The organism is Paenibacillus sp. FSL R5-0473 (assembly GCF_038004565.1).
Taxonomy (GTDB): domain Bacteria; phylum Bacillota; class Bacilli; order Paenibacillales; family Paenibacillaceae; genus Paenibacillus; species Paenibacillus amylolyticus.
Map to the genome: position 1 here is coordinate 2,048,991 of NZ_JBBORL010000001.1, position 26,424 is coordinate 2,075,414.

At 47.9% G+C, this 26,424-nt stretch carries 19 protein-coding genes; 18 read left to right on the forward strand and 1 reads right to left on the reverse strand.

The window, feature by feature from the left end; translation table 11 throughout:
• Positions 1-125 precede the first annotated feature (125 nt).
• The 16 genes from MKY28_RS09015 (at position 126) to MKY28_RS09090 (ending at position 23,046) form a co-directional block, all read left to right on the forward strand.
• A complete protein-coding gene (locus MKY28_RS09015) occupies positions 126-2,870 on the forward strand; it encodes a CHASE3 domain-containing protein (protein ID WP_340935724.1) in 2,745 nt (914 codons plus the stop codon).
• 221 nt (positions 2,871-3,091) lie between these two features.
• Positions 3,092-4,714, forward strand: a complete 1,623-nt coding sequence (locus MKY28_RS09020; protein WP_036673765.1) for a PucR family transcriptional regulator — start codon at positions 3,092-3,094, stop codon at positions 4,712-4,714.
• 239 nt (positions 4,715-4,953) lie between these two features.
• On the forward strand, positions 4,954-6,459 hold the full coding sequence (gene pucL / locus MKY28_RS09025; protein WP_340935725.1) for a factor-independent urate hydroxylase: 1,506 nt from the start codon (positions 4,954-4,956) through the stop codon (positions 6,457-6,459).
• Positions 6,459-6,836 (forward strand): hydroxyisourate hydrolase, encoded by a 378-nt coding sequence (gene uraH / locus MKY28_RS09030; RefSeq protein WP_340935727.1) that lies wholly within the window; start codon positions 6,459-6,461, stop codon positions 6,834-6,836. Before pucL ends, uraH begins: the two co-directional genes overlap by 1 nt.
• A 43-nt stretch (positions 6,837-6,879) precedes the next feature.
• Positions 6,880-8,283 (forward strand): allantoinase AllB, encoded by a 1,404-nt coding sequence (gene allB / locus MKY28_RS09035; RefSeq protein ID WP_340935728.1) that lies wholly within the window; start codon positions 6,880-6,882, stop codon positions 8,281-8,283.
• Complete coding sequence (locus MKY28_RS09040) at positions 8,280-9,587, forward strand: M20 family metallo-hydrolase (protein WP_340935729.1); 1,308 nt, start codon at positions 8,280-8,282, stop codon at positions 9,585-9,587. The genes allB and MKY28_RS09040 overlap by 4 nt, the downstream gene beginning before the upstream one ends.
• Positions 9,588-9,593: 6 nt before the next feature.
• Positions 9,594-10,835 (forward strand): pyridoxal-phosphate-dependent aminotransferase family protein, encoded by a 1,242-nt coding sequence (locus MKY28_RS09045; protein ID WP_074095406.1) that lies wholly within the window; start codon positions 9,594-9,596, stop codon positions 10,833-10,835.
• Complete coding sequence (gene ggt / locus MKY28_RS09050) at positions 10,829-12,424, forward strand: gamma-glutamyltransferase (protein ID WP_340935730.1); 1,596 nt, start codon at positions 10,829-10,831, stop codon at positions 12,422-12,424. The genes MKY28_RS09045 and ggt overlap by 7 nt, the downstream gene beginning before the upstream one ends.
• A gap of 138 nt (positions 12,425-12,562) precedes the next feature.
• On the forward strand, positions 12,563-13,885 hold the full coding sequence (locus MKY28_RS09055; RefSeq protein WP_036613764.1) for a 5'-deoxyadenosine deaminase: 1,323 nt from the start codon (positions 12,563-12,565) through the stop codon (positions 13,883-13,885).
• Between the two features lie 30 nt (positions 13,886-13,915).
• The gene (locus MKY28_RS09060) at positions 13,916-15,208 is read left to right on the forward strand and encodes an XdhC family protein (protein ID WP_340935733.1); all 1,293 of its coding nucleotides are present in this window, start codon (positions 13,916-13,918) and stop codon (positions 15,206-15,208) included.
• Positions 15,174-15,821, forward strand: a complete 648-nt coding sequence (locus MKY28_RS09065) for a nucleotidyltransferase family protein (protein ID WP_340935735.1) — start codon at positions 15,174-15,176, stop codon at positions 15,819-15,821. The genes MKY28_RS09060 and MKY28_RS09065 overlap by 35 nt, the downstream gene beginning before the upstream one ends.
• A 132-nt stretch (positions 15,822-15,953) precedes the next feature.
• Positions 15,954-16,118, forward strand: a complete 165-nt coding sequence (locus MKY28_RS09070; protein ID WP_340935737.1) for a hypothetical protein — start codon at positions 15,954-15,956, stop codon at positions 16,116-16,118.
• Entirely contained in the window at positions 16,112-17,026 is a 915-nt protein-coding gene (locus MKY28_RS09075) for an FAD binding domain-containing protein (RefSeq protein ID WP_340935739.1), read from the forward strand. Before MKY28_RS09070 ends, MKY28_RS09075 begins: the two co-directional genes overlap by 7 nt.
• A gap of 33 nt (positions 17,027-17,059) precedes the next feature.
• Positions 17,060-19,588, forward strand: a complete 2,529-nt coding sequence (locus tag MKY28_RS09080) for a molybdopterin cofactor-binding domain-containing protein (protein ID WP_340935741.1) — start codon at positions 17,060-17,062, stop codon at positions 19,586-19,588.
• Entirely contained in the window at positions 19,585-20,103 is a 519-nt protein-coding gene (locus tag MKY28_RS09085) for a (2Fe-2S)-binding protein (protein WP_340935743.1), read from the forward strand. The genes MKY28_RS09080 and MKY28_RS09085 overlap by 4 nt, the downstream gene beginning before the upstream one ends.
• 363 nt (positions 20,104-20,466) lie before the next feature.
• Entirely contained in the window at positions 20,467-23,046 is a 2,580-nt protein-coding gene (locus tag MKY28_RS09090) for a X2-like carbohydrate binding domain-containing protein (RefSeq protein WP_340935745.1), read from the forward strand.
• Between the two features lie 82 nt (positions 23,047-23,128).
• On the opposite strand, the gene MKY28_RS09095 is transcribed toward MKY28_RS09090, so the two are convergent.
• Entirely contained in the window at positions 23,129-23,773 is a 645-nt protein-coding gene (locus MKY28_RS09095; protein ID WP_340935746.1) for a YczE/YyaS/YitT family protein, read from the reverse strand.
• A 123-nt stretch (positions 23,774-23,896) separates the two neighbouring features.
• On the opposite strand from MKY28_RS09095, the gene MKY28_RS09100 reads away from it, so the two are divergent.
• Entirely contained in the window at positions 23,897-24,415 is a 519-nt protein-coding gene (locus MKY28_RS09100) for a GNAT family N-acetyltransferase (RefSeq protein WP_340935747.1), read from the forward strand.
• 693 nt (positions 24,416-25,108) lie between these two features.
• Positions 25,109-26,191 carry a class II fructose-bisphosphatase gene (gene glpX / locus MKY28_RS09105; protein ID WP_076328584.1) on the forward strand — a complete coding sequence of 361 codons (1,083 nt, stop codon included), beginning with the start codon at positions 25,109-25,111 and terminating at the stop codon, positions 26,189-26,191.
• The last annotated feature ends 233 nt before the right edge of the window (positions 26,192-26,424 follow it).

Sequence of the window (26,424 nt, forward strand, 5' to 3'; positions counted from 1 at the left end):
CAGGTCGTTTTTCTTATGATTACCGATGAACTTAATGCTTGTCAGACTATACGTATACATATAAACTACATATGCACCAGTTTTAATTTAATTATGGGATTCGTATATATTTGGAGGTTTCCGCGTTGTCAAAAACGAGAAGATTTACGATACGCTCCAAAATTTTATTGGGCTATCTTGTGGTTGTGCTTTTGTTTGGAGCTGTTCTGTTAGTGCTTACGGCCCAAATTAATGTGTTACAGAAGGAGAATGATTTTATCTCCCATCATGATCTGGAAGTACATAATCTGACCAACGCGATTGAAAAAAATGTCTTGAACATGGAGACAGGACAGCGTGGATTCATGATTACAGGCAATGAAAGTTACTTGGAGCCTTATTCCCAAGGCCTATCCCAGTGGAGTTCCAACTATGATCAGTTGAATGCTCTCATTAGCGATAATCCTTCACAGCAGCAGAGTCTGCAAAGCATCAAAGCTCATATTACACGCTGGATTGAGATTGCTGGGGAGCCGTCGGTGGACTTGAAAAAGCAAGGGGATCAAGCGAAAGTTGTTGCATTCTTCGAATCTGATCCGGGTAAAACTGAAATTGATCTACTGCGCTCGCAACTTACAACCTTCCGTAACACGGAGATCACTCTGACCGAGGCGAGGGTGACTGAACTTGCCAGACGCAGTTCCACACTGCTGACGATTATGTACACGTTGTGGGGTATTATTGCAGCATTATCCATTGCAGCCGCGATTGTGATATCAGGAAATATCGTCAAAACGTTGCGAGATGTTATGCAGACCATCAGTGATATCTCCAAAGGTGGAAACCTGAAACAGCGGATTCAGGTGCGCACACATGATGAAGTGGGAGACCTGGGCCACGAAACCAACAAATTACTGGATGAAGTACAGGAACAGAATCGGGTCAAGGACCAGATTACAGGCATTGCCACACTCTTACAGAACCCGACCAATCTGGAAGGATTGTCCCGCTTGTTCCTGAACGAGCTAGCCATGTTGTTTGAAGTTCCCTATAGCGTCTTATATTACTGGAAAGACAATCGACTGCTGCGCTTGGCTGCATATGCTGGGGATGGAGAGAAAGAACGTTCGCTCGGTAAAGTGTCGCTTGCTCCGGGTGAGGGGCTTGTAGGTCAAAGTGCTGTGGAGAAGCGAGTTTTACGCATGAATGATCTGCCCCAGAATTATATCCGAATTTCTTCGGGTCTTGGGTATACATCTGCCACATCACTTACTGTCGTACCGGTCCTCTTCGAAGGTAGAACGATTGCGGTAATCGAGCTCGCTTCAATGAAGCCGTTGCAAGAGAATGATATGAAGCTGATGCAAGAACTGACGGATATTTTTGGTGTTTCACTACACTCGACCGTCACTCGCATGGAGTTACAGCAATTATATGATGAGTCACAAGTTCTGAATGAAGAATTACAGGCACAATCAGAGAAACTTCAGGCTCAGACCGAAGAAATGTTGTCTCAGACGGAGGAATTGCAAATGCAGACCGAAGAGCTTCATATGCTGAACGATCGTCTGGAAGTACAGAAGAGTGCTGCAGAGACATCAGCCAATGAACTTTCGGTTGTGGCGGATCAGTTACGAACGAGCTCGGGGTACAAATCCGAATTCTTGGCGAACATGTCCCATGAACTGCGGACACCGCTCAACAGCATGTTGATTTTATCTGAGATATTGTCTGAAAATAAAAATCAACACTTGAATAGTGAAGAGCAGAACTATGCTTCAGTCATTCACAAATCAGGAAAAGACCTGCTGAATCTGATCAATGATATTCTGGATCTATCCAAGGTGGAAGCTGGACAGATGGAAGTGGATTTCGATGATGTCTATCTGGGCAGTGTTCCTGAAGTTATGAACCAGTATTTCCTGAAAACAGCGGAACAGAAAAAAATAGATTTCCGAATTCAGCTCCAAAGTCCTTTACCGGAAACGATCGTGACGGATGAGATGAGATTGCATCAGATTCTCCGAAACCTGCTCTCGAACGCATTCAAGTTCACCAGTGAGGGTGAAGTTGCCTTAACCATCTCCAAAATGAGTCTGGCTCATCCTGAATTGAAAGATCAAGAGACCGACGTGATTGCTTTTTCCATCAGTGATACAGGGATCGGAATTGCGGATAACAAACTCGTGCAGATCTTCGATGCTTTCAAACAGGCGGATGGAGCTACAGCACGTAAATACGGGGGAACCGGACTTGGCCTGTCTATCTCTCAATCGCTTGCGAATTTGCTGGGGGGTTCAATCTCGGCTACAAGTCGTGAAGGACATGGCAGTGTGTTCACGCTGTTCCTGCCACTGCGAAGAGATGAACCTGAGACTATGAATGCATCGCGGTTGTTCCTGAATGAAGTGGCTACCACTACACCTGAGATCAATAAGCTTCCTTCAATCACTTCCGGACAATCGGATGTTTTATTGACACCTCTGGAAGAAGCGTTGCTCAGCGGACGCCAAGTACTTGTCGTTGATGATGATATACGTAATGTATATGCCCTGGCTAACGCCCTTGAGCAATACGGTATGAATGTCATTTCAGCGCAGAACGGGTACGAGTGTCTGGAATTGTTGGAGCATGGAGGAGTCAAACCTGATATCATCATGATGGATATTATGATGCCGGAACTGGATGGTTATGAGACCACTCGCCAGATCCGTGAACGGCTTGGTATGACCCAGCTTCCGATTATTGCGCTGACAGCCAAGGCCATGAAAGAGGATCGGGAGAAATGTATTGCAGCAGGTGCTTCGGACTATCTAAGCAAGCCATTGAATATCAAAGATGTATTATCCCGTATGAAATTATGGATGAATCACGAAACCATGGAAATCTGATCTAAAAACCTATGCCGATTACAGGAAATTGCGCTGTAATTAGGTCATAGGTTTTATTTTTTTGCCGTGTAAGCTTTATTCAGAAAATTGATGTTATAATACTTAACAACAAATAAAAGTTGAACGCATAAATATGGATTTAATTAGAAAAACAATGCGAAATTTAGTTTCGTTAACCAGAATGACATAATATTGTGTTATATATATGGGAGGTATTGTCCATGCAACTTACGGTTAAAGAGGCTTTACAGGTGTACCCGTTGTCAGAGGCCAAACTGGTTGCGGGTGGAGAAGGGACTTCACGGATGATGAAATCCGTTAATGTCATGGACGCTCCTGATATCGCGGATTGGATCAAATCCGGAGAAATGTTGTTCACCACCGCTTTTATTATGAAAGACAGTGAGACGGATGCACTGCGTTTGATGCGACGTTTGAATGAACGCGGCTGCGCAGGACTCGGCATCAAGCTGGGGCGTTTCTGGCAGTCCATTCCCCAAGGTATTGTCGAAGAAGCCGATCGACTTCGGTTGCCACTGCTTGAGCTCCCCTTTCAATTCACCTTCTCGGACCAGATGAATGCCTTGTTCAAGGCTGAACATGAACGTAGCAACCGATTGCTGCATGAGGTTGTGCAAAAGCAGAAAAAATTAATGCAGTTTGCACTGCAACAGCAGCCACATCGGAATGTGTTCGCCGAACTTGCCACGGTGCTGAACTATCCGCTTGCCGTCATTGGTTCACGTGGGCATGTACTGTATGGTAGTGAAGGCATTGCAGGGGATGCTGTAACCCAAGGCTGGCCTTGGAAATCCGTCATGCACCGAGTGAAATGGAATCAGGGAAGTTGTCATCGCGTACCGATCAAGCAGAATGATGAAGAGTACGGGGCGTTGCTTGTGTTTACGGATTCAGCCCTATCGCTTCGAGCAGAGGAAGAGCTGTTTCAACAGGCTGCCGATGTGCTGGCATTTTATATGGATATGACTTATCGTGAGCATATTAATCCGACCGTGCAAGATGAGATGCGTACACTGCTTTCACAGTATCTGGATAACAAAATGACTGTTCAGGAATTGACCACTTTGAGTGAAAACAAAGGTGTACATCTGTTCCAGGGAACCTATCAGTGCGTATTGATTACACTTGAGCCGACTCTGTTTGCCGAGGGAAAGCTACTTAAACAGATTCATCGTGAGTTGCAATACAATCCGCTGATGCAATTCACGGCCTCACAGCATTTTCAGATTGAGGATGGCATTCTGTCCATCTACACCTGTCCAACAGGGCGAGATTATGGAGAGGAGCTGTCGAGTTTTCTGTTGAGCCGTTTCGGTGATGTTCTGGCAGCCCAAGAAGCGAAAGGGGCACCGGCTCCACGCTTCTGGATCAGCAAAATGAAACATGAACCCAAATCGCTCCGTGAAGCATACCAGGAGTGTCTGGATACACGACAACTGGCTCGTCGATTTGGTATGAAAGACCGTGCGTTGCAATTTGAAATGCTTGAATTTGCCTATGTGTTTCAACACGTACCGGATAACATCATGGAGAACTACTGCAACAAAGTACTTGAACCGTTACTTGCCAGGGACGGTGACCCCAATCAGGTATTGATGAATACATTGGAGTCCTTTATCGAAAATGATGGACTGATCAATGAAGCTGCCAAACAACTGTTTGTGCATCGCAACACGGTCACTTATCGGATGGAGAAAGTCGGCAGCTTGCTGCAAATGGACTTTAAGAAAACGAATGATCTGCTTAAGTTAAAGCTGGTATTCACCTTCCGCAAGTTCGTGCGGGACAAAGCAGCTGCAAGACCGCACAATGTCCAACTCTAGACCGCAAATTGTGCAACATGACAATGCTAGCGGGTTAGACCCCCAAGAACCGCATTCCGTTGATGGAGTGCGGTTTTTTCATGTTTGAGGACAACAAAAGCTGATCTTCCCGTGCACAGCAAACAAATCACAACTCTGATGTTATGTTATATTACAAAATTGCGTAAATATTGTTGTCGCGACATTGAACGGCACTTAGAATGAAGAACAATAATCCACAACAGACCGGAGGTTCTAACATGAGTGACTTAATTAAACTTGTTAACAACTGGTCTATCACACAGTTTGTGCATACGTTTGGCGGCTTATTTGAGGAATCACCATGGGTGGCTGAGCGTGCAGGGCTTTCACGACCTTTTGATTCATTTGAACAGATGATGAAAGTGATGAAAAACGTGGTTCAGGCATCGGATGACCAAGTGAAGTTTCAGTTGCTTCGAAATCACCCGGATCTTGGAGCACGAATCAGCATGAGCAGCAACTCCGTTCAGGAGCAGGCTGGTGCAGGACTTGATTCACTCTCACAAGAGCAATACAACGAACTTCAACAATTAAACAAAGCATATACAAGCCAATTTGGCTTTCCTTTCATATTGGCCGTAAAAGGCCATACCGCAAGCTCCATCCTCGAATCCATGAGGCAACGTCATCGCCGAGGCAGGGAAGAAGAATTCGAGACTGCAATGAAGGAAGTATTCAAAATTGCGGGCATTCGTTTGGAGCAGTGGCTTGCACAGATCGGTCATGAACATGAGTTCGTGAGCAAGCCAGCCGCAGTCCAGCAGCGGACCATGTATTACGGCAAAGGGGATGTGTGGATGTACCGTTCCTATGCCAAACCGTTGACGGGTATACAGTCCATTCCGGAATCTCCTTTTATGGGACGCAGTAATATTCTGTTTGGATTGAACATCAAGGTGGCTGTGCAGGGGGATGAATTCTTGCCTTCTTTTGCAGAAGGGGATAATTCGCTGGTGGTCGCAACCGATTCGATGAAAAATTTCATTCTCAAACATGCAGCGGATTACACAGGAGCGACGGTGGAAGGATTTCTTGCGCTGGTAAGTCGGCGTTTCCTGGAGACGTATCCGCAGATGAGCAAGGTTCAGATGACAGCGGACCAGATTCCGTTTGAAGATATACCCATTGGATTAGAAGGAAGTTATCGACCAAGTGCGCTCGTATTTCGTTATTCGCAGAATGATCGGGCGACAGCTGCCGTGGAAGCAGAACGATCAGGAGACTCGATTGAACTCAGCAACCATTTCAGTGGTGTAGCCGATCTGAGACTGATCAAGGTCAAAGGCAGTGAATTTGCCGGATTTATGCAGGATGAATATACCACTCTTCCAGAGACAAGGGATAGACCGTTATTTATTTTCCTGAACATCAATTGGCGTTATGAAGATCCGAGAGATGGCATGGACGATCAGCGTGGACGGTATGTAGCGGCGGAACAGGTCAGAGATTTGGCTGCTGCGGTATTTCATGAGTGTCGATCCGCTTCCATTCAACATCTGATCTACCAGATTGGACGAAGGTTGTTAAGTCGATTTGAGCAACTGAGTGAGGTTTCATTTGAGTCCAACAATCGGACATGGGAGACAGTGCTGGAGGAAGTAAAAGAGGGGGAAGGCAAAGTGTTTACCGAGCCGAGACCGCCATATGGATTCCAGGGGTTCTCGATGACAAGGGATGATCTGGGAACAGACGGCCGTGACTCCGGGAAAGCAGGTGACGTCTAATGGCGCTGTCTGATGGACGAATTACAACTCATGTGCTGGATACATCCAAAGGCGTGCCTGCTGCGGGTGTTCGGATCGAGCTGTATACCCTGAAGAGGGATGGGGAGCAGGAAAGCAAGACAAAAGTGGCTGAATCGGTTACCAATGCGGATGGACGTTTGGATGCACCGCTGATGGATGGAGGCAAGTTGGAGCCAGCCATATATGAGCTTCAATTCCATGTCGAGAGTTATTACGCACAGCGTTCGTTGGAGGAGCTAGGCCAGGCATTATGGACGATTGTTCCGATTCGTTTTGCCGTATCTGATGCCTCAAGACATTATCATATTCCGTTATTGATTGCTCCAGGGGGTTACAGTACATACCGGGGAAGCTGAACATGCACACATCCGGTTCTGATTCAGTAGGAGGGTCATCCACATGACAACATTTGATACCATCATCCGGGGGGCCCGGGTGGTGCTGAGAGATCGGGTAGAACAACTGGATATTGGTATAACTGGTGAAAAAATAACGGAACTATCCACGCGGCTGACCGCTGGTGAAGCAACTTGCATCATAGAAGCTGAGGGGCTTACAGTGATGCCGGGTGTCGTGGACATTCATGTACACTTCAATGAACCCGGACTCGCCAGTTGGGAGGGATTTCGATCGGGTTCGGCAGCTCTTGCCGCAGGTGGAATCACGACCTATGTCGATATGCCGCTTAACGGTGTACCACCAACCACAAGGCCGGAAGCATGGGAGATGAAAAAGAAAGCAGCTGCCGACCAATCCTATGTTGATTATGCCTTCTGGGGAGGTTTGGTTCCCGGCAATCGTGAGGAACTTGCTCCACTGGCAGGGTTGGGTGCTGCCGGATTCAAGGCATTTATGTCCGAGCCAGGTGGAGATGGGGAAGATATTTTTGCCAGAGCCGATGATCATACGTTACTGGACGGGATGAATGAACTTGCCAAATTAAAACGTGTGCTGGCACTTCATGCAGAGGACGAAGGCATAGTTGCCGAACTCGGTGCAAAAAGCATTGCAGCGGGAAAGAATGAACCGATGGACTATGTCCAGTCCCGTCCTGTGGAAGCCGAAGTCGTCGCGGTTGCGCGAGCGTTGAAATACGGTGAACAGACCGGGTGTGCGCTGCATTTTGTGCATATTAGCACCTGGGAAGCCCTGGATCTAATTGCAGAAGCAAAACGGCGTGGGCAAGACGTGACTTCGGAGACATGCCCTCATTATCTGACGTTGATCGATCAGGATGTGGTCCGACTGGGTGCAGTTGCGAAATGTGCTCCACCGCTTCGCAGCTCTTCCGAGCAGGAGCAGTTATGGGATGCACTGACTTCGGGATTGATTGATGTTATTGCCTCAGACCATTCTCCATGTCCGCCATCCATGAAACAATCCGATAACTTTTTTGAAATCTGGGGCGGTATATCCGGGGCGCAAAGCACACTGCTGATCATGCTGGAAGACGGACATCTTCAGCGCAATATCAACCTCCCGTTGCTCGGAAGAGTGCTCTCCCTGCAGCCTGCCAGAAGGCTTGGTCTGGAGAACAAAGGAGAGATTGCAATTGGCAAGGATGCAGATCTGGTCCTGATTGACTGGGAGAGAAGCACAACCCTGAACACGGAGGATCTGCTCTATACGCATAAACAGAGCCCTTATGTGGGACGTACATTTAACTGTCAGATTGCAGACGTATTTTGCCGTGGGCAACGGGTATATAACTCGGAATCCGGATTATCTCCTGTGCCTCTCGGGCAACACATTGTGGCTTACTCTTCTAGTCCCATCGAAGCGGGAATGGAGGAGACGCCATGACAGAATCTGGAGTATACCGGTCATCCGGTACAAATAATGCACCTCTTCCTTTGCCGGATGTGGAACAGGTGGAGCTGCAAGCCATGCTTGACTGGCTGTCGACATATGGCGCGGATGCACAGGGCGGCGTTACAAGACTGTTGTATGACTCGGCTTGGTGTGAAGCACAAGGTGCCCTTGCAGCCAAAATGCAGGAGAAAGGGCTGTCTCCCGAATTTGACCAGTCTGGTAATCTGTATGGCACATTGAAGAGCGAAATTGATGAAACATCAACTGGTGCAGAAGCATTACCGATTGTGACCGGATCACATATTGATACCGTGGTGTATGGTGGCAAATATGATGGTGCTTACGGTGTGGTGGCGGGTGTTCTTGCTTTGGAGTATTTACAGAAGCATTTTGGAGCACCGAAGCGAACACTTCAAGTGGTATCGTTATGCGAAGAAGAGGGAAGTCGATTCCCTTTTGCGTATTGGGGTTCACGCAGTATAACAGAAATAACGGCTCTGGAAGATGTAGAGCATCTGAAGGATCAAGACGGCGTTACCTTTGCACAAGCGATCCGGGATGCGGGTTTTGGACCTGATAGTGCATATAGACCTGCCGCGAAAAATTACGGTGCCTTTATTGAGCTTCACATTGAGCAAGGTCAGGTTCTGGAACGTCTTGGACATTCGATTGGAGTTGTATCCGATATCGTAGGTCAGAAGCGGTTCAGTATTACCGTAAGCGGGGAAGCGAATCACGCAGGAACGACGCCGATGTCCTGGCGCAAAGACGCACTTGCCGGAGCAGCCGAGATGATTACTGCAGTAAGGAATGTCGCATTGGAAGCAGGAGAACCGCTGGTAGCCACAGTTGGGCGAATTACAGCTGATCCGGGTGTTGGGAATGTGGTTGCAGCACGGGCGGTGTTTTCACTGGATATCCGCCATATCCGGCAGGAGAGTATTGATCGCTGCTGGCAGGATATGCTCCAGGCATTTAGTCGTATCGCAGCCGAGCAGCAGCTTGGACTGGACTGGGAAGAACATCTGTCGGTGACGCCCATTCCTATGAATGCAGAGATGATCTCAGATATTCAAGATACCTGTGAGCAGGAGCAGTTGTCCTACTGGTTAATGCCAAGCGGCGCGGGACATGATTCGCAGATTTTTCAGCCGGCTTGTCCAACAGCCATGATTTTTGTACCGAGTCAGGACGGTATTAGTCATAATCCACTTGAATATACAGCTGAAGCAGACCTGATGCACGGTTTTCGGGTTCTGGTCCGGCTACTCTATAAATACGGTTACGGGAGTTGAATGAAGATGTCCACCTATAAAGAGTTATCTCCGTCCTTGCGGACCATTATGACCCCGGGGCCGGTTGAAGTTGATCCACGTGTTCTTAGAGCATTATCCTTTCCGATCCTGGGGCAGTTTGACCCGGAGTTCACATCTTTGATGAACGAGACGATGGCGATGTTGCGAGAGTTATATATGACAGATAACGAGTGGTGTTATCCAGTCGATGGTACATCCCGTTCAGGCATTGAAGCTGTGTTGGTCAGTCTGATCCAGCCCGGTGATAAAGTTCTCGTCCCGATCTACGGGCGGTTCGGACATCTGCTCGTTGAAATCTCGGAACGCTGTGGTGCCGAGGTTGTCTTTTTCGAAACGGAATGGGGAACGGTATTTGATCCGGAAGAAGTGATCAAGGCGATCCATACCCATAAACCAAGTCTGGTTGCAATGGTTCACGGTGAGACTTCCACCGGTCAGATGCAGCCCCTTGCTGAGATTGGCAAAGCCTGTCGCGACCTTGATATCTTACTCGTCGTGGATGCTGTGGCTACCATTGGTGGGACTCCGGTGGAGACGGATGCGTGGCATCTGGATGCGGTAATGGGTGGTACGCAGAAATGCCTGTCTGTTCCTTCAGGGATGGCACCTCTCACATACAACAGTCGAGTGGAGCAGAAACTGATGAGCCGCAAAACAGTTGAACGCGGACTGCGAGATGCAACCAGTGCGAGGGCAGAAGGCCGCACGATTGCCAGCAATTATTTTGACCTGAGCCAATTGCAGGATTACTGGAGTTCAGCACGGTTGAACCACCATACAGAAGCTACCTCCATGCTCTACGGTCTTCACGAAGGATTACGTATTCTGCTGCAAGAAGGATTGGAGGCAAGGTTCCAGAGACATCTGGTGAATGAACGTGCGTTGGTTGCTGGAATTCAGGGAATGGGACTACAGTTGTATGGGGATATGTCCAGTAAACTTCCGGTGGTCACTTGTATCACGATTCCGGAGGGGATCGATGGTGAGTCGGTGCGCAGCATGTTGCTGAACGATTTCAGCATTGAGATTGCCAGTTCATTTGGACCATTGAAAGGGCAGATCTGGCGGATCGGTACAATGGGATTCAGCTGCCAACGCAAGAACGTACTTCATGTGCTGGGAGCGCTGGAAGCTGTTCTTCTCCGTCATCGTCACGTATTACCAGCCGGTGAAGCGGTGCAGGCCGCATTGGATGTGTATGCAGGGAAGGAGGGTGCCTTATGTTAAACCAGATGCCAATCTCCAGAGAGGTTATGGTCACCTCTCCTCATTATCTAGCGAGTGCAGTTGGAAGTTCTATCCTCCAGCAGGGCGGTAATGCTTATGATGCTGCTGTTGCGGTCAGTGCAGCTCTGGGTGTGGTATATCCGCATATGACCGGACTTGGCGGGGATGCCTTCTTCCTGATTCATGACGGAGCCAGCGGTGAGATTACCGCCTATAACGGAAGTGGCCGCTCAGCCGCAGGCATTCATGCGGATACGTTCAAAGCGATGGGCATGAATGCCATCCCTCAGCGAGGAGTGCTTAGTGCCATTACGGTTCCGGGAATGGTGGATGCCTGGTGGGAAGTATGGTCTCGGTACGGAAAGTTAACGTGGGAGCAGTTGCTTGAACCTGCCGCGCAGTATGCGGAAAAAGGATGCCCTGTATCCCGGAATCTCCGCCTGTGGATGGAAAGGGATGAAGATTTCATTATGGGCCATACACCGCTGCGAGCGGTATTTGCGCCTTTGGGTACACTTTTGCAGGAAGGTGAACTGCTGATCCAGCCTGATCTTGCTGCCTCCATTCGTCTGATTCAGACGGAAGGGCGAGATACTTTTTATACAGGAGAACTCGCGGATCGTCTGACTTCAGCTATTCGTGAGGATGGGGGCATGCTTGCCCCAGCAGACTTTGCAGGACATCGTGGCGAGTGGGTGAAACCCGTTAGCACGGAGTATCGTGGCTATGAAGTTCATCAGATGCCGCCCAACTCGCAGGGATTCTCGATGCTGATGATGTTAAATATGCTGGAGCATACGGATCTGTCCTCTGTAGCACGTACCTCACCTGAATTCTATCATCTGATGGCGGAAGTGGTGAAAAAGGCGTTTCGTGATCGTGACCGTTATCTGACGGACCCGGATTTCAGGGACATTCCGCTGGATCTTCTGTTATCCAAGAGTTACGGAGACCAATTGTGGAATGAGATTCAATCTGCTCCACCTGTGGCACAACCGTTTTTGTCCAAAACGATAGGTCAGGACACGGCGTATGCAGCGGTGGTTGATAGCGAAGGCAATGCCGTTTCATTCATCCAAAGCCTGTATTTTGACTTCGGTGCAGCGTATGTTCCGGGGGATACGGGGGTTATCATGCAGAACCGGGGGTCTTTTTTCTCCTTAGATCCGAGAGATGCCAACGTACTGGAACCGAACAAACGCTCATTCCATACCCTCATGCCGGGCCTTGTTACACGAGATGGCAAACCTTATATGCTCGTGGGTACACAGGGGGGAGAAGGGCAGCCGCAGACACAATTATCTGTGCTTACCGGAGTGCTTGATTATGGGCTGAACATTCAGGAAGCAATCAGCCTGCCGCGTTGGGTGTATGGACGTACCTGGGGCGAAGAAGGCGATACGATGCGTGTGGAGAACCGATATCACGATGACGTATGTGCAACCCTTGCCCAATGGGGACATAACGTTGAAGCGAGAGCGCCGTGGGACGGCATTATGGGACAGTCGCAAGGCATTGTCATTCGTGAGGACGGCATGATTAGTGGCGCGGCAGACCCTAGAGGTGATGGTATGGCTATTGGATGGTAACAGCTACATTGGACATTTATAAGTTCAACTAGATATTTACACGATAACAGCGATCGGAAGATTGGTCTGTCATCGGAATGCAAGTGTAAATATGTATGAGTTGTAATATATAGACAGACACAGATAGGGGAGATTGGCATGGGAACGATCCTGCTGAAAGGTGCACAGCTTGTGACGATGAATGCAGAAGAGGAAGTGTTCATTGGAGATCTGTTGATCGAGGATAACAAAATCAAGGAAATTGCAGCGCACATCGACGTTCAGGCTGACCAAGTCATTGATGCTCGTGGCAAAGTGCTGCTGCCTGGTTTCATTCAGACGCATATTCATCTGTGTCAGACCTTGTTCCGTGGACGTGCGGACGATCTGGAACTGATGGATTGGCTCCGTCAACGAATCTGGCCGCTGGAAGCAGCACATGATGAGGAGTCCGTGTATTATTCGGCAATGCTCGGTTTGGGCGAATTGATCTCCAGCGGAACCACGACCATTTTGGATATGGAGACGGTACATCACACGGACTCGGCGTTTCAGGCGATGGCACAGAGCGGCATCCGGGTCATCTCTGGCAAGGTGATGATGGATCATGGGGACGAAGTTCCGGAACCCCTGCGTGAGGATACAGCAACTTCGCTGCAACAGAGTGTGGATCTGCTAGAGAAATGGAACGGGTTTGGCGGAGGTCGCATTCAATATGCTTTCTGTCCACGCTTCGTTGTATCGTGTACCGAAGAATTGCTGGTAGAGGTGCGCGACCTGTCGAATAAATATCATGTCAAAGTCCACACCCATGCCTCCGAGAATCGCGGAGAGATTGAACTGGTAGAACACGAACGCGGAATGCGTAACATCGTATACCTCGATCATATCGGTCTGGCGACCCCCCGATTGGTACTGGCACACTGTGTATGGCTGAGTGAGGAAGAGAAGGAGATCATCCGCAAGCGCGGTGTCAAAGTCACTCACTGTCCTGGATCAAATATGAAACTTTCCTCCGGGGTAGCAGATATTCCGGATCTGCTGAATCGACAGATCGCGGTTGGAATCGGGGCAGATGGCGCCGCATGCAACAACAATCTGGATATGTTTCAGGAGATGCGCCTCACGGCCCTAATGCAGAAGATTCCTCATGGTCCAACGGTGATGGATGCCCGGACCGTATTGCGTATGGCTACCATGGGCGGTGCAGAGGTGCTTGGCTTGTCGAAGGAAATTGGCAGTCTCGAAGTGGGCAAAAAGGCAGATATGTTGCTGCTGGATCTGGATGATTTCCACACGTACCCTTCCTATGAGACGGATGTCTATTCCCGTGTGGTCTATTCTGCAACACGAAGTTGTGTGGACACCGTGATTATCGATGGCAGCATTGTCCTCAAGAATCGTAAGATCCAGACGATTGATCGTGGCATTGTGCTGCGTGAGTCGGATAAGAGTATCGCGAGATTGATGAAACGTATCTGATCGAAGGAAGTTTATGCACTTCCAGAAAGGATGGAGACCGCTATGGAAATGCATGATCTGTGTGCAATCGCAGCCCGTGAACCGCGCTGCGTGCTCGCAACAGCGATTAAGGTAGAGGGCCATGCTTACCGTAAGCAGGGAGTCTCTATGCTGTTGACCGAGGATGGCAAAATGGTTGGCAGTATCAGTCCGGGATGTCTGGAGAGTGATCTTCAGGCCCGGGTGAGCCGTGTGCTGGATACGAAGCAGATTGAGTTTGCGGAGTACGACATGCGTCCCGAAGATGATCTGTCCTGGGGGGAGACGATTGGCTGCGGCGGACTCGTTGTTGTGTTGCTTGAACCTGTGTGTGGTGAACTCCGAGATACGTTGCATAAGATGTACGAGTGTTTTCAATCCGGCATTGCAACAGCGTTAACCCGAACGTTCCAAGATGATTATACGAAGGTTCAATATGGCTGGAAACGGATTGAACCAACGGGTACTCGGCGTCAGCCAATCTTGCGTCCTTCGCTCGTCCCTCTTCATGATCGCGTGGCGAATTATAATCCAGCTTCATTGCAAATTGAGGTACAACACAGCAGTGGTAATATCAAGCATGAACATACGGCATCAAAACAATATTCTCCCGACATACCTCGCCTTACGCTTGTGCCTGAAGTGGTACCTGTTTTGTCAAACGAATCTCACTCTTCCCATCTATCCGGTGATTCACAACATATCTCTGAGTCTGATGCTGAAATAGTGACAAACAACACGGTTTCAACGAATCCCTGGGACCTCCCGCAGCAACTTACTTCGCTGTACACGCCTAAACCTCGCCTGATTATCATCGGAGCCGGGAATGATGTTATTCCTGTTGCCAGACTCGCCCAATCCGCAGGATTCCGAGTAGTTGTAGCCGATTGGCGAGAGTCCTTATGCACCTCGGAAAGGTTCCCTGAAGCTGAACTTGTACTTGGTTTCCCACGTGAGATTATGCCTCTGTTAAACGTAAACAACGGAGATTATTTGATTTTAATGAGTCACAATTTTCCCCGCGAACGTGAACTGTTGGAGATGGTAGTGGACTGTGAGTACGCGTATCTTGGCATCATGGGTTCCAAAACACGAACAGCCCGTCTGCTGGATGGCTTACCACCGTTGAAATATGTGCATTCTCCCGTTGGTTTGAGCATCGGAGCAGACGGTCCCGAACAGATCGCCATCAGCATTGCAGCGGAATTGATCGCATGTAAACATAAGGTTTCTTCCTTGAGTTCTGAGGTGCAGAGGGGGAGCGTTGCACATGCGAATGACGGGCATAGTTCTGGCAGCAGGTAAGAGTCGTCGCCTTGGTCGGGATAAACTCTCGGTTGTCATGCCTGACGGAAGGTCACTGGCTGCATGGTCATTGGAAGCTGCGTTGAATTCGGAGCTAGATCAAGTGGTCTGTGTGGTCAAACCGGAAGATTCGCTGGCATGGCTACCTGTAAAATGGATTGATTCAGCCACGTATGCCTATCATCCCACAGCAAGACTTCGAATTGTGGTCTGTGCTGACTATGCCTGCGGCATGGCCAATTCTCTTCATTCTGGCGTATTGTCGGCCATGGAGTACAAACCGGAGGGCATTCTCATGTTACTGGGTGATCAGCCTTTATTACAAGCACAGGATATTAATCAGGTGACCACAGCACTGGCTATCCACAAGCTAAGTGACTATGTCGCAGCTACCGACGGTGAGGGAGGCAAGCCGCCCGTTGCTTTTCGCTCCCATATGTTCGGTCCTCTGTTGTCCTTGCATGGAGATGAGGGGGCACGCAAGATTATGCGCAGCGCTAACTATTCAGGTGTACATGTACCACTGTCTGAGACTAGTTTCTGGGATGCGGATACAGAACCGGAATTGGAACGCATTCTGAGTCATGTATATGAATCACAGCAGACAGACTAAATAACAGGAGAAGATTATTAACTATGTATAATTTAATAACATGATCAGGTCAGCCAGGCAGTCTGGTTGGCCTATTTGTCTTCTTTTCACGTATGGTGAAAGAGAGCCAATGTTAGCTTTCGATAGATCGTGATGCATCAAGCACAAATAGAACGCAGGTTTTATACATTTATCCAAAACGATGTAAAGGTAATTGACGTTGCTGCTGAACTCTCATATGATTTGAAGAATTATCTGGATCAGACGGTTGAATTTCCTGCCCAAGGAAGAGAGAGAAAGGGGATGCAGCCATGGTAACACCGGCATACGGTTCTGGAGCCATGCCATCGGTATGGCAACCTGAGAACCTGCAAGAACTGCAAACGTTAAGAAGTAGACTCAAGGGGATATGTTGTTTCACGGCAGGTGGAACATTGCTACGAACCCAGTGGGAGGGTGGCTTGGTTCCAGTGCCTGAACACATGATTAGTCTGGCTCGTATTCCTGAAATGAGCGGTATATCTATTCGTGGAGATGAAATAGTCATTGGAGCAATGACCCGATTAAAGGAATGTGCTGCACAAGCGTTGCTGCATCAACTGCCGATTCTGCAAGAAGCTGTGAATGCAATTGCGGCCCCTTCCATTCGTAATGTGGCAACCATTGGCGGGAATATTGTGTCCGGAGTAGGGGATACGTTGCCTGCTTTGCTTGTATATGATGCGAAGCTGCAGTGGTTGACGGATAGCGGAATCGAGACCCGCAGCGTGTCTTCCTGGCTTCAGGGTGGATGGGATGGCAGCCGTAATCCAGGGGATGTATTAATCTCGATTCATATCCCAATGAAACCGTCCTCTCTGCTTGATGCGGACAGTGAGCAGAGACATGCAGAACGAGAAGTTTCCTTTTACCGCAAGTTGGGTCGACGGGAGACGTTCAGTGCTTCGCTGGTGACGGTTGCGTTATACGGTGAGATTGATTCGGATAACCGCTGGACCAAGATTGCGATTGCGGCTGGTGGAGGCTCAGGCATGGCGATGCGACTTCTGGATTCGGAACGGCAGCTTCTTGGTAGCGAAGCTACTGTTATGCAAGCGGTGACTCTTGCAGCTGCTGTGACTGACGAATTTACGACGTATGGCGATGCATTTGCAACAGAACATTATCGCAAACAGACCGCGGGCAACATGCTTGGCGCCGGGCTATGGGAAGAACTTCACGAATAGAAGACTTCGATCACACAAAGGGGGAGAGGCATCATGCTGCTGAATCGGAAACAGAGCGGGAAACGCTGGCACCTGCGGCCAGATGGGGCACCCAAAGTTACAGGCCAGCTTCAATATCTGACGGATATGACGCTACCTGACATGATTCATGGCAGAGTATTGCGAAGCGAATATCCTCATGCTCGTATACTGTCTATAGATACTTCGGAAGCTGAGGCGTTGGAAGGTGTCTATGCGGTTCTGACCTCCAAAGATGTGCCTGGTCTGAATCGTTTTGGCATAGCGACCCCGGATCAGCCTGTGTTCTGCGAGGATATTGTACGTTATGTTGGGGATGCCATTGCAGCGGTAGCTGCGGATTCCCCGGAACGTGCGGCGCTTGCACTGGATGCGATCCGTGTAGTGTATGAGGAACTCACACCTCTGAATAGTACAGACGCTGCCTTGGCTCCAGGTGCACCAGAGCTACATGAGCATGGACCAGGTAATGTGTTGCATCGGACGGAGATCAAACGTGGAGACGCCGAGCAAGCTTTTGCCACTTGTGATCATATCGTGACAGAGACGTATTATACGCCTCGTCAGATGCATGCTTACATGGAGACAGAAGGTGGCCTGTTTGTCCCGGATGAAGAGGGAAGGCTGAATGTATACGCGGCAACGCAACATGGTTATAAAGACCGGATGCAGCTTGCGCGCATCATTGGCTGTCCTGAAGAAGATATTCGGGTGGTGTCTTCACCGATTGGTGGTTCGTTTGGCGGAAAAGATGAACTAAACGTACAGCCCTATGGTGCACTACTGGCTTTAAGATGCGGACGTCCTGTGAAAATGCATAATTCTCGTAAAGAATCCGTGCGTGCAGGACTGAAACGTCACCCAATGAAGATTGAAATGCAGACCGGCATGAGTCGAGAAGGCATCATCCAAGCGCATCGTGTCCGTATAACAGCAGATACCGGAGCGTACGCCACACTCGGTGCACCCGTACTGAACTTCTGTACCGAGCATTGCCTTGGACCGTACGCTATTCCAAATGTGGATGTGGAAGGCGTATCTGTATATACGAATAACGGGCTGTCAGGTGAGTTTCGCGGATTTGGCGGGAATCAGGCGATTTTTGCCATGGAAGGCCAGATGGATCGGCTTGCAGCAATCATGAACATGGACCCTTGGGAGTTCCGCAGACGTAATATGAGGGAAAAGAATGATCCTGGACCGCTGAATCAACGCATTCTGGTTACGAATGGACTGTCCCAAGTGTGGGAGGCATTGGATCGCTCCGAACTGTGGCAAAAACATCAGAGTCCCCCGGCTCATCCTGCCCTGCCACCGTGGATCAAACGCGGAATCGGAGCTGCCATCGCCATGCATGGTGCAGGGCTGGGTTATGGCATTCCAGATCCTGCAGGAGGCCGCCTGTCCCTGAACAACGAAGGCAAGATTGAGGTGGCGTTCAGCTACGAGGAATTTGGTCAGGGGCTCATTGCAACGCTGGAGATTATGTTATGTGATCTGTTTCAATGCAGTACATCGGATCTCAGTATTATCATCGGAGATACGGATCGTGTGCCCCACAGCGGATCAAGTACAGCTTCACGTTCAACAACGATGGCATGGATGGCTCTTCAACGCTTGCAGACTCCATTTCGTTCCCGTGTTCTCACTGTTGCCTCTGCCTTGTCAGGCGTTCCGGCAGATGAACTGGTAACAGGACCTGGTGGTGTATGGCGCAAAGGCCAGCTTCCTGCCGAAACTTCAGAAGTAGAAACAGAGGTGCAAGGGACAGGAAAGAGCGAGAAGAAAGTAGCATTGGCGCTGGAAGGCGTAAATCAAACGTCTGAAGAAGCAGGAAAACTAGAGAAGGCTGAAAGAACTAAAGTGGCTGAGATTGTTGCGGTAGGGACTGAAAGTGATCAAACTGCTGAAAGTAGTTATTTAGGTGCATCTCAATACCTGGCGAAAGAGGGAGTTTCATCAGGCTTATTGATCTCGTATGCTGAACTCGCAACGCAGGGCGAAGCCGATGAATGGATTTTTGATACAAAGTTTGATTACCCAACTACGCCGGACAATGTGGTAGGCGGGCATTATTTGTATACGTATGCGGCGGTTGCGGCAGAGGTGGAAGTAAATACTTTGACCGGAGAAACCAAGCTTCTTGATACGCGCCATGTTGTTGCGGCAGGTCCAGTTATCAACCCTATGGGTTATATCGGACAGATTGAAGGTGGCAGTGTCATGGCGCTTGGATTCACGTTAACGGAGGATGCGGTCATGCAGGACAGCCGTTATGTAACCACGAACCTCGACACGTATCTGATCCCGACCATTCAGGATATTCATACCAATCTGGAGGTTGAGGCTATTGAAGACTTACCCGAAGGTGATGCGTTTGGTCCTAGGGGGATCGGTGAGATAGGCTCCGTTGCGCTTGCGCCGGCCATAACAGCTGCAATTCACCAGGCGACAGGCGTATGGGTTAACCGTCTTCCTGTACCGAGGGAACAACTGGTCAGACCTTTAAATGTACCTTTGCAGGAAGGAGTGAGTCCATCATGAGTAAACCACTTGAGAATCATTGGACAGCCGTTGTGAATGGCGAACAGAAACATCTGGAGATCGCGCAAACGACCCGACTTGTCGATGTGCTTCGGTCTCATTTGCAACTAACGGGTACCAAAGTATCCTGCGAAGTTGGTCGCTGCGGCGCATGTATGGTTCTGATGGATGGAGAACCCGTGAATTCCTGTCTTGTCATGGCTTATCAATGTGAAGGCAGTGACATTATGACGATTGAAGGTCTGCACGGCGAGGAGAAAGGCACTCTGCATCCGATTCAACAGGCTTTTGTGGAGGAAGGTGGCTTCCAGTGCGGCTACTGTACTCCAGGCATGGTGATCTCAACCAAGGCATTACTGGATGCGCATCCTGAGCCTTCTCAAGAACAGATTGAAACAGGATTGTGCGGGAATCTGTGTCGTTGTACCGGCTACGGTGGCATTATTCGGGCGGTACGCAAGGCAGGGGAACGCTGTGTGGTAAAAGAAACGTCTACCGAGGAAACCGTAAGTTGAGGCGGGACGCAGGACGCAGACATAAGCAAGGGCAATTGAAGAAACATACGTGAAAAAGCATCCGAATAGGAATGCTTTTTTTTGTTGTTTATCAGTTTTTCTTTCAAGTGCACATCTAATGTGAGATGAAGTTTCATACGCTAAATTGATTAGATTATGAACCGTTTTCGTCAATTATCAACTCGGATGAGAGAAAGGAAATATAATGTTCAAAGTACTGGTACAAAAGAATTTTAAACATTCTCATTCACCATATATTTACAAATATTGGTGTACATGCTATGTTTAAAATGAAAGCGCCATCATGAATGGGTTCATTGACATTTCATTATCATATTTCACTTGGGAAGGAAGATGGAATTGATGAAAAATTTGCTCAAAAAGGCAACCGCAATGATGCTGGCATTGGCCCTACTGATTGGATTAATGACAGCGCCCGTTCATGCAGACACACCATTGTTCACCATCGAAAGCGAAGATGCGCAGCTGACCCCGGATCTTCAAGTGGTTACTTCAATCTATGGGCAGCCCAAGCCCGGATTCTCAGGTGCCGGATTTGTCTGGATGCAGAACTCTGGCACATTAACCTTCACAGTTACTGTCCCGGAAACCGGCATGTACGCGATCTCCACACGATATATGCAGGAGCTCAGTGCAGATGGCAGGTCACAAAATTTAATCGTCAATGGTGTTACGAAAGGGGCGTACATGCTGCCTTACACGACAACATGGTCAGACTTCGATTTTGGCTTTCACAAGTTGAATCAGGGTGCCAACACGATTGAGCTGAAGGCTGGCTGGGGCTTCGCGTATTTTGATACTTTTACAGTGGATCATGCTGATCTGGATCCCCTGAATGTGCAGCCAGTTCTCACTGATCCTGAAGCTACACCGGAAACTCAAATTTTGATGAATTATTTAACGGAGGTATACGGAAACAACATTATTTCTGGTCAGCAAGAGATCTATGGAGGAGGGAATGACGGAGATACAGAGCTTGAATTCGAATGGATTCATGATCTGACTGGAAAGTATCCGGCAATCCGTGGCTTTGATCTGATGAACTATAATCCGTTGTATGGTTGGGAGGACGGTACAACCGATCGCATGATTGATTGGGTGAATAACCGTGAAGGTATTGCAACAGCTTCCTGGCATATCAATGTGCCTCGTAATTTCAATACGTATGAGCTCGGGGACTTTGTGGATTGGAAAGAGGCTACCTACAAGCCAACAGAAACGAATTTTAATACAGCCAATGCGGTAATTCCCGGTACGAAAGAGTATCAATACGTGATGATGACCATTGAGGATCTGGCAGAACAATTACTGATTTTGCAAGATAACGATGTGCCAGTGCTTTTCCGTCCGTATCATGAAGCAGAAGGCAACGGCGGGCTGAACGGGGAAGGTGCATGGTTCTGGTGGGCTTCGGCAGGCGCAGAAGTGTACAAAGAGCTATGGGATCTGCTGTATACCGAACTGACCGAGACGTATGGCTTGCATAATCTGATCTGGACCTACAACAGCTACGTATATAGCACTTCTCCTGCCTGGTATCCGGGCGATGATCAGGTAGATCTCGTCGGATATGATAAATACAATACGATTTACAACCGTTATGACGGTTTGTCCGGCGTACCGAATGAAGATGCGATTACCTCGATTTTCTATAAGCTTGTTGAGTTGACGAACGGTACAAAAATGGTAGCCATGACGGAGAACGACACGATCCCAAGCGTGAAAAATCTGACCGAGGAGAAATCAGGATGGCTGTACTTCTGTCCTTGGTATGGTGAGCATCTGATGAGTTCTGCTTTTAATTACCCGGCAACATTGAAAACGCTTTATCAAAGTGATTATGTCATTACGTTGGATGAGCTGCCAAATCTAAAGGTTAACAATCCCAACCCCAGTGCATCCATCACACCTGGAAACGTCGAATTTGACAAATACACACCCAATCAAAGCGATAAAACCGTAACCGTGAATGCAAACGGCAATACGCTAACTGCTCTCCGGGCAGGCAGCAATGCGTTGACCGCAACGACAGACTATATTTTGAACGGAAGCACATTGCTGTTGAAAAAAGCTTATCTGGCAACCCTGCCAGTTGGTGAGCATTCGATTGTTCTGGATTTTAATCAAGGCCAGGACCCTGTGTTAAAAGTCAAAATTGTGGATTCAACACCGGGTACAAATGCTGTGATTTCTCCTGTGAATGCAACATTTGATAAAGCGACGAATCCCGCGCAGGATATTACCGTATCTCTCACCTTAAACGGCCGTCAGCTCACAAGCATCACAAAGGGGGATGTTACGCTTGTATCAGGTCAGAATTATACAGCATCCAGCTCTGCTGTTGTTCTGAACAAATCCTATCTTGCGACGCTTCCCCTGGGCCAGAACGTATTGACCTTTCACTTCAATGGAGGAAATGACGCTGTGCTAACGGTGAACGTCGTAGATAGCACGGTTACTGTGCCAGCGGGGGATTTAACGATTCAATCTTTTAACGGCAATACAAGTGCATCCACCAACGGCGTCTCACCCAAGTTCAAATTGATCAACTCAGGCAATTCGGCTATTCCGTTAAGTGATGTAAAACTCCGGTATTACTATACAATTGACGGGGAGGAAGCTCAGAGTTTCTGGTCCGACTGGGCCAGTATGGGCAGTGCGAATGTAACGAGCAATTTCGTTAAACTGGCGACTCCAGTTGCCGGAGCGGATCATTATCTTGAAGTGGGTTTTACAAGTGCGGCGGGATCACTGAATGCGGGCCAGAGCGCAGAGATTCAAACACGCTTTTCCAAAAACAATTGGTCGAATTACACACAGACTAACGATTACTCGTTCAAGGCAACCGGTAGTCAGTTCGCAAACCATGATAAGGTTACCGGGTATGTGAACGGTCAGCTGGTATGGGGAATTGAGCCGTAAAGGTAGATAGCACGTTTAATGGGCTGGATCAGGGGTTGAACCTCTGATTCAGCCTTTTTATGGTGTAGAAGGTGTATACCGATTAGACGGAATGTTCTTTTTCACTTTTAGTATGTGACGATGTATCCATATCTGTTAATATGCGATCTATTATCCTTTTCGTATGGCCCATGATGAACTGAAGAAGCACACCTGCACAACATACGGTTATCAACGTTCCAAGCCCGATTGGCCCACTGAGCAGAAACGCCAGAATTAAAAATACAAGGTAAATGAATGTTCTCGATACAAATAAGGGCGTTTGAGTGATTTCATGCAAGATTAATGTTAAGCGGTCAATCGGAATGGGTGCAAAATGGGTCTGTAAATAAATTGCCGTGCCAATACTTATGATCACTAAACCAATGACAAAAATCATTAATTTGCTGTACCAAACTTCGGGTGTGATCAGGGAATCAGATACATAAAGCCAGATATCAATCCCGACACCAGTAATGAATGCGGTGACGAGCCCCAGAAACTCGGGTTTTTGCTGCTTCAAAAGCGAATTACATCCAATTAATAGGAAAGCAATGATGACCTCCCAGCTACCTACACTTAGCCCTACATGATGTGACAGCCCTACCAGAAGTGCATCAAACGGTGAGGTGCCCAGTTCAGATTGGATGGTAAGGGAAATGCCAAGTGTTAAGATGAGAATACCTGCGACAAAAAGTACATATTTCAAATTAATTCAACCTCTTTTTCGATATTATGTTGCAAATACAACAAAATTGAGCTAAATTCAATGTAACCCTTTTTTAGTGCATTTGCAACAAACGATTAACTTGTTAAAGGAATGTGAATATAGATGACGATTCGTATAGAGAGATGTACCATTGAACATGTATGTGAACTGCAGGAGATTAGTTATGAGACGTTTAATGAAACGTTTAAAGCGCAAAATTCACCCGAAAACATGAAAGCTTATCTGGAAAAGGCGTTTAATCGGGAGCGATTAGAAACTGAACTGTCCATAGCGGATTCACAATTTCTTTTTATTTATGTCAACCACAAAGTGGCAGGGTACATGAAGGTAAATATCAATGATGCTCAGTCTGAGAATATGGGTGTGGAATCTCTTGAGATCGAGCGTGTGTACATCAAGAAAGAGTTCCAAAAACATGGCTTGGGTAAGGTACTGCTCCATAAAGCCATAGAGATGGCAACAGAACAACACAAAACGAATATCTGGTTAGGCGTGTGGGAGAAAAATGAAAATGCCATCGCATTTTATGAAAAGATGGGGTTTGTACAGACAGGAGCTCATGCTTTTTACATGGGAGATGAGGAACAGATTGATTTTATAATGACCAAAACGCTACTGTAACTGGATCATCGAGGGAAAAGCTTGGGAGAAACATGCTATTGAGCAGAATTCTCTCGGGCTTTTTTATGTTTTACCAGAACCGTTGAATAATAAAATGATGAAATTGAAGAGTGTTATTACATAATTAATATTATGTAAACTTATTATTTTCGATGACCTTCATAAGCTGCATCTATGGCTTTAGTAAAAGTTAAAGGCCTGATTAATACATAAATGGCATTATAATTTTGCTCAATAATAGTGAAGGTAATAGGCTGATCTCAAGGATTATCATTACAGTTTATTAGTTTATTTCTACTTTTGGACAGCCAGTCGAAAATCGTTTTCGTTTGTAGCCTATTAGATAGCGTTATGTTCTTAAAAATCACGATATAAGTTGTATATACCTCATGTTAAAAGAACTTTTTACGCATGAAACGGATGTGTTAATCCACCATGTTGAATTATTTAGATTTTTACGCGGAAAATGGAAAAATAAAATTAATATTTCAAGTAAGAAATCAGGAGGATTGGACTCTTAAAACCAGCCGAAAAAAGGAGCGAAATCGATCAATATATTAATTGGATAAATAAGGTATAAATCGTTAAAAAGGCGCTACTACGCCGATTATAGATCAATTTCATATGGATTTGCGATGGATTTAGTACCGCTTTCACGTTATGCTTTTGGAAATTGGAAAGGAAGTGGGAAAAATGGAACGCGAACTGGCGTTGGAAATTGTCAGAGTAACAGAATTGGCTGCGTTAGCTTCAGCACCCTGGATGGGACGAGGCGACAAGAACAGTGCAGATGAAGCGGCTACTTTGGCCATGCGCGCCATGTTCGATTCCGTGTCCATTCGCGGCACGGTGGTAATCGGTGAAGGAGAAATGGATGAAGCACCCATGTTGTACATCGGCGAGGAAGTAGGCAACGCTGAGGGCCCCGAGGTTGACGTGGCTGTAGACCCGCTCGAAGGTACAGAAATCGTGGCCAAAGGACTAAACAACGCTCTATCGGTTATTGCAGTGGCGGGAAAAGGTAACCTGCTCCACGCACCGGACATGTATATGGAGAAACTGGCGGTAGGGCCTGCGCTTGTAGGCAAGGTCAGCATTGAAGACCCGGTTGAAGTCACACTGGAGAAAGCCGCTGCCGCATTGAACAAAAACATCTCGGACCTCACTGTGATGATTCTGGATCGTGTACGACATGAGAATACCATCAAGACGCTACGCAAGGTTGGCGTACGGATCAAGTTTCTCAGTGACGGTGATGTTGCGGGTGCGATGGCACCGGCCTTCCCGGAGGCGGGCATTGATCTGTATGTCGGATCTGGAGGAGCGCCAGAAGGTGTGCTGGCTGCCGCAGCGCTATCTTGCCTTGGGGGTGAGATCCAAGGTCGTCTGATGCCTGCCAACGCAGACGAATTCCAGCGCTGCTTGCAGATGGGGATCGATAATCCCTATAAAGTGTTAACGATGCAGGATATGATCGGCACGGAGGATGTCATTTTTGCCGCAACGGGTGTGACGCCAGGTGAGATCTTGGGAGGGGTACGATATCTTGCGGATGATCGTGCCGAGACGGATTCGATAGTTATGCGTGCCAAAACCAAAACAATTCGGTTTATTCGTTCCCAACACTTCCTGCCGAACAAAGAAGTGTTGCACAAAGTAAGACAGCTCCAATCCACGCCAGAACCCTCGGATCGCATTCCGAGTCATGCGAAAACGATGGAGCAAGCTGAGTTTAGTCAATCCTCCGTTGATCTTGGCGTTACAACGACGTTGTGAGCTGCACTCCCCATAATTGAACAAACAGGATCAACTGAAATCGTTGTATTTAAGGTTGATAAGTAACTTGAATCCCTAAGATTACAGAGCATGAAGTTAATGAAAGTACCATCTCTGGCAAGATAATAATGAGGGCTTGGATTAACCCAAACCCTCATTATTTTTTTGTGTTAAAAGCATTGACAACGGTTACATGGCATGAGAAAATGTACGCGCGTACATAAATATCGATT

What these genes read in the sequence shown, in the direction of transcription:
- MKY28_RS09020 (WP_036673765.1), top strand. Translation starts at nt 3,092, where the DNA reads ATGCAACTTACGGTTAAAGAGGCTTTACAGGTGTACCCGTTGTCAGAG.
- pucL (WP_340935725.1), top strand. Translation starts at nt 4,954, where the DNA reads ATGAGTGACTTAATTAAACTTGTTAACAACTGGTCTATCACACAGTTT.
- uraH (WP_340935727.1), top strand. Translation starts at nt 6,459, where the DNA reads ATGGCGCTGTCTGATGGACGAATTACAACTCATGTGCTGGATACATCC.
- allB (WP_340935728.1), top strand. Translation starts at nt 6,880, where the DNA reads ATGACAACATTTGATACCATCATCCGGGGGGCCCGGGTGGTGCTGAGA.
- MKY28_RS09040 (WP_340935729.1), top strand. Translation starts at nt 8,280, where the DNA reads ATGACAGAATCTGGAGTATACCGGTCATCCGGTACAAATAATGCACCT.
- MKY28_RS09045 (WP_074095406.1), top strand. Translation starts at nt 9,594, where the DNA reads ATGTCCACCTATAAAGAGTTATCTCCGTCCTTGCGGACCATTATGACC.
- ggt (WP_340935730.1), top strand. Translation starts at nt 10,829, where the DNA reads ATGTTAAACCAGATGCCAATCTCCAGAGAGGTTATGGTCACCTCTCCT.
- MKY28_RS09055 (WP_036613764.1), top strand. Translation starts at nt 12,563, where the DNA reads ATGGGAACGATCCTGCTGAAAGGTGCACAGCTTGTGACGATGAATGCA.
- MKY28_RS09060 (WP_340935733.1), top strand. Translation starts at nt 13,916, where the DNA reads ATGGAGACCGCTATGGAAATGCATGATCTGTGTGCAATCGCAGCCCGT.
- MKY28_RS09065 (WP_340935735.1), top strand. Translation starts at nt 15,174, where the DNA reads ATGCGAATGACGGGCATAGTTCTGGCAGCAGGTAAGAGTCGTCGCCTT.
- MKY28_RS09070 (WP_340935737.1), top strand. Translation starts at nt 15,954, where the DNA reads ATGCATCAAGCACAAATAGAACGCAGGTTTTATACATTTATCCAAAAC.
- MKY28_RS09075 (WP_340935739.1), top strand. Translation starts at nt 16,112, where the DNA reads ATGGTAACACCGGCATACGGTTCTGGAGCCATGCCATCGGTATGGCAA.
- MKY28_RS09080 (WP_340935741.1), top strand. Translation starts at nt 17,060, where the DNA reads ATGCTGCTGAATCGGAAACAGAGCGGGAAACGCTGGCACCTGCGGCCA.
- MKY28_RS09085 (WP_340935743.1), top strand. Translation starts at nt 19,585, where the DNA reads ATGAGTAAACCACTTGAGAATCATTGGACAGCCGTTGTGAATGGCGAA.
- MKY28_RS09090 (WP_340935745.1), top strand. Translation starts at nt 20,467, where the DNA reads ATGAAAAATTTGCTCAAAAAGGCAACCGCAATGATGCTGGCATTGGCC.
- MKY28_RS09100 (WP_340935747.1), top strand. Translation starts at nt 23,897, where the DNA reads ATGACGATTCGTATAGAGAGATGTACCATTGAACATGTATGTGAACTG.
- glpX (WP_076328584.1), top strand. Translation starts at nt 25,109, where the DNA reads ATGGAACGCGAACTGGCGTTGGAAATTGTCAGAGTAACAGAATTGGCT.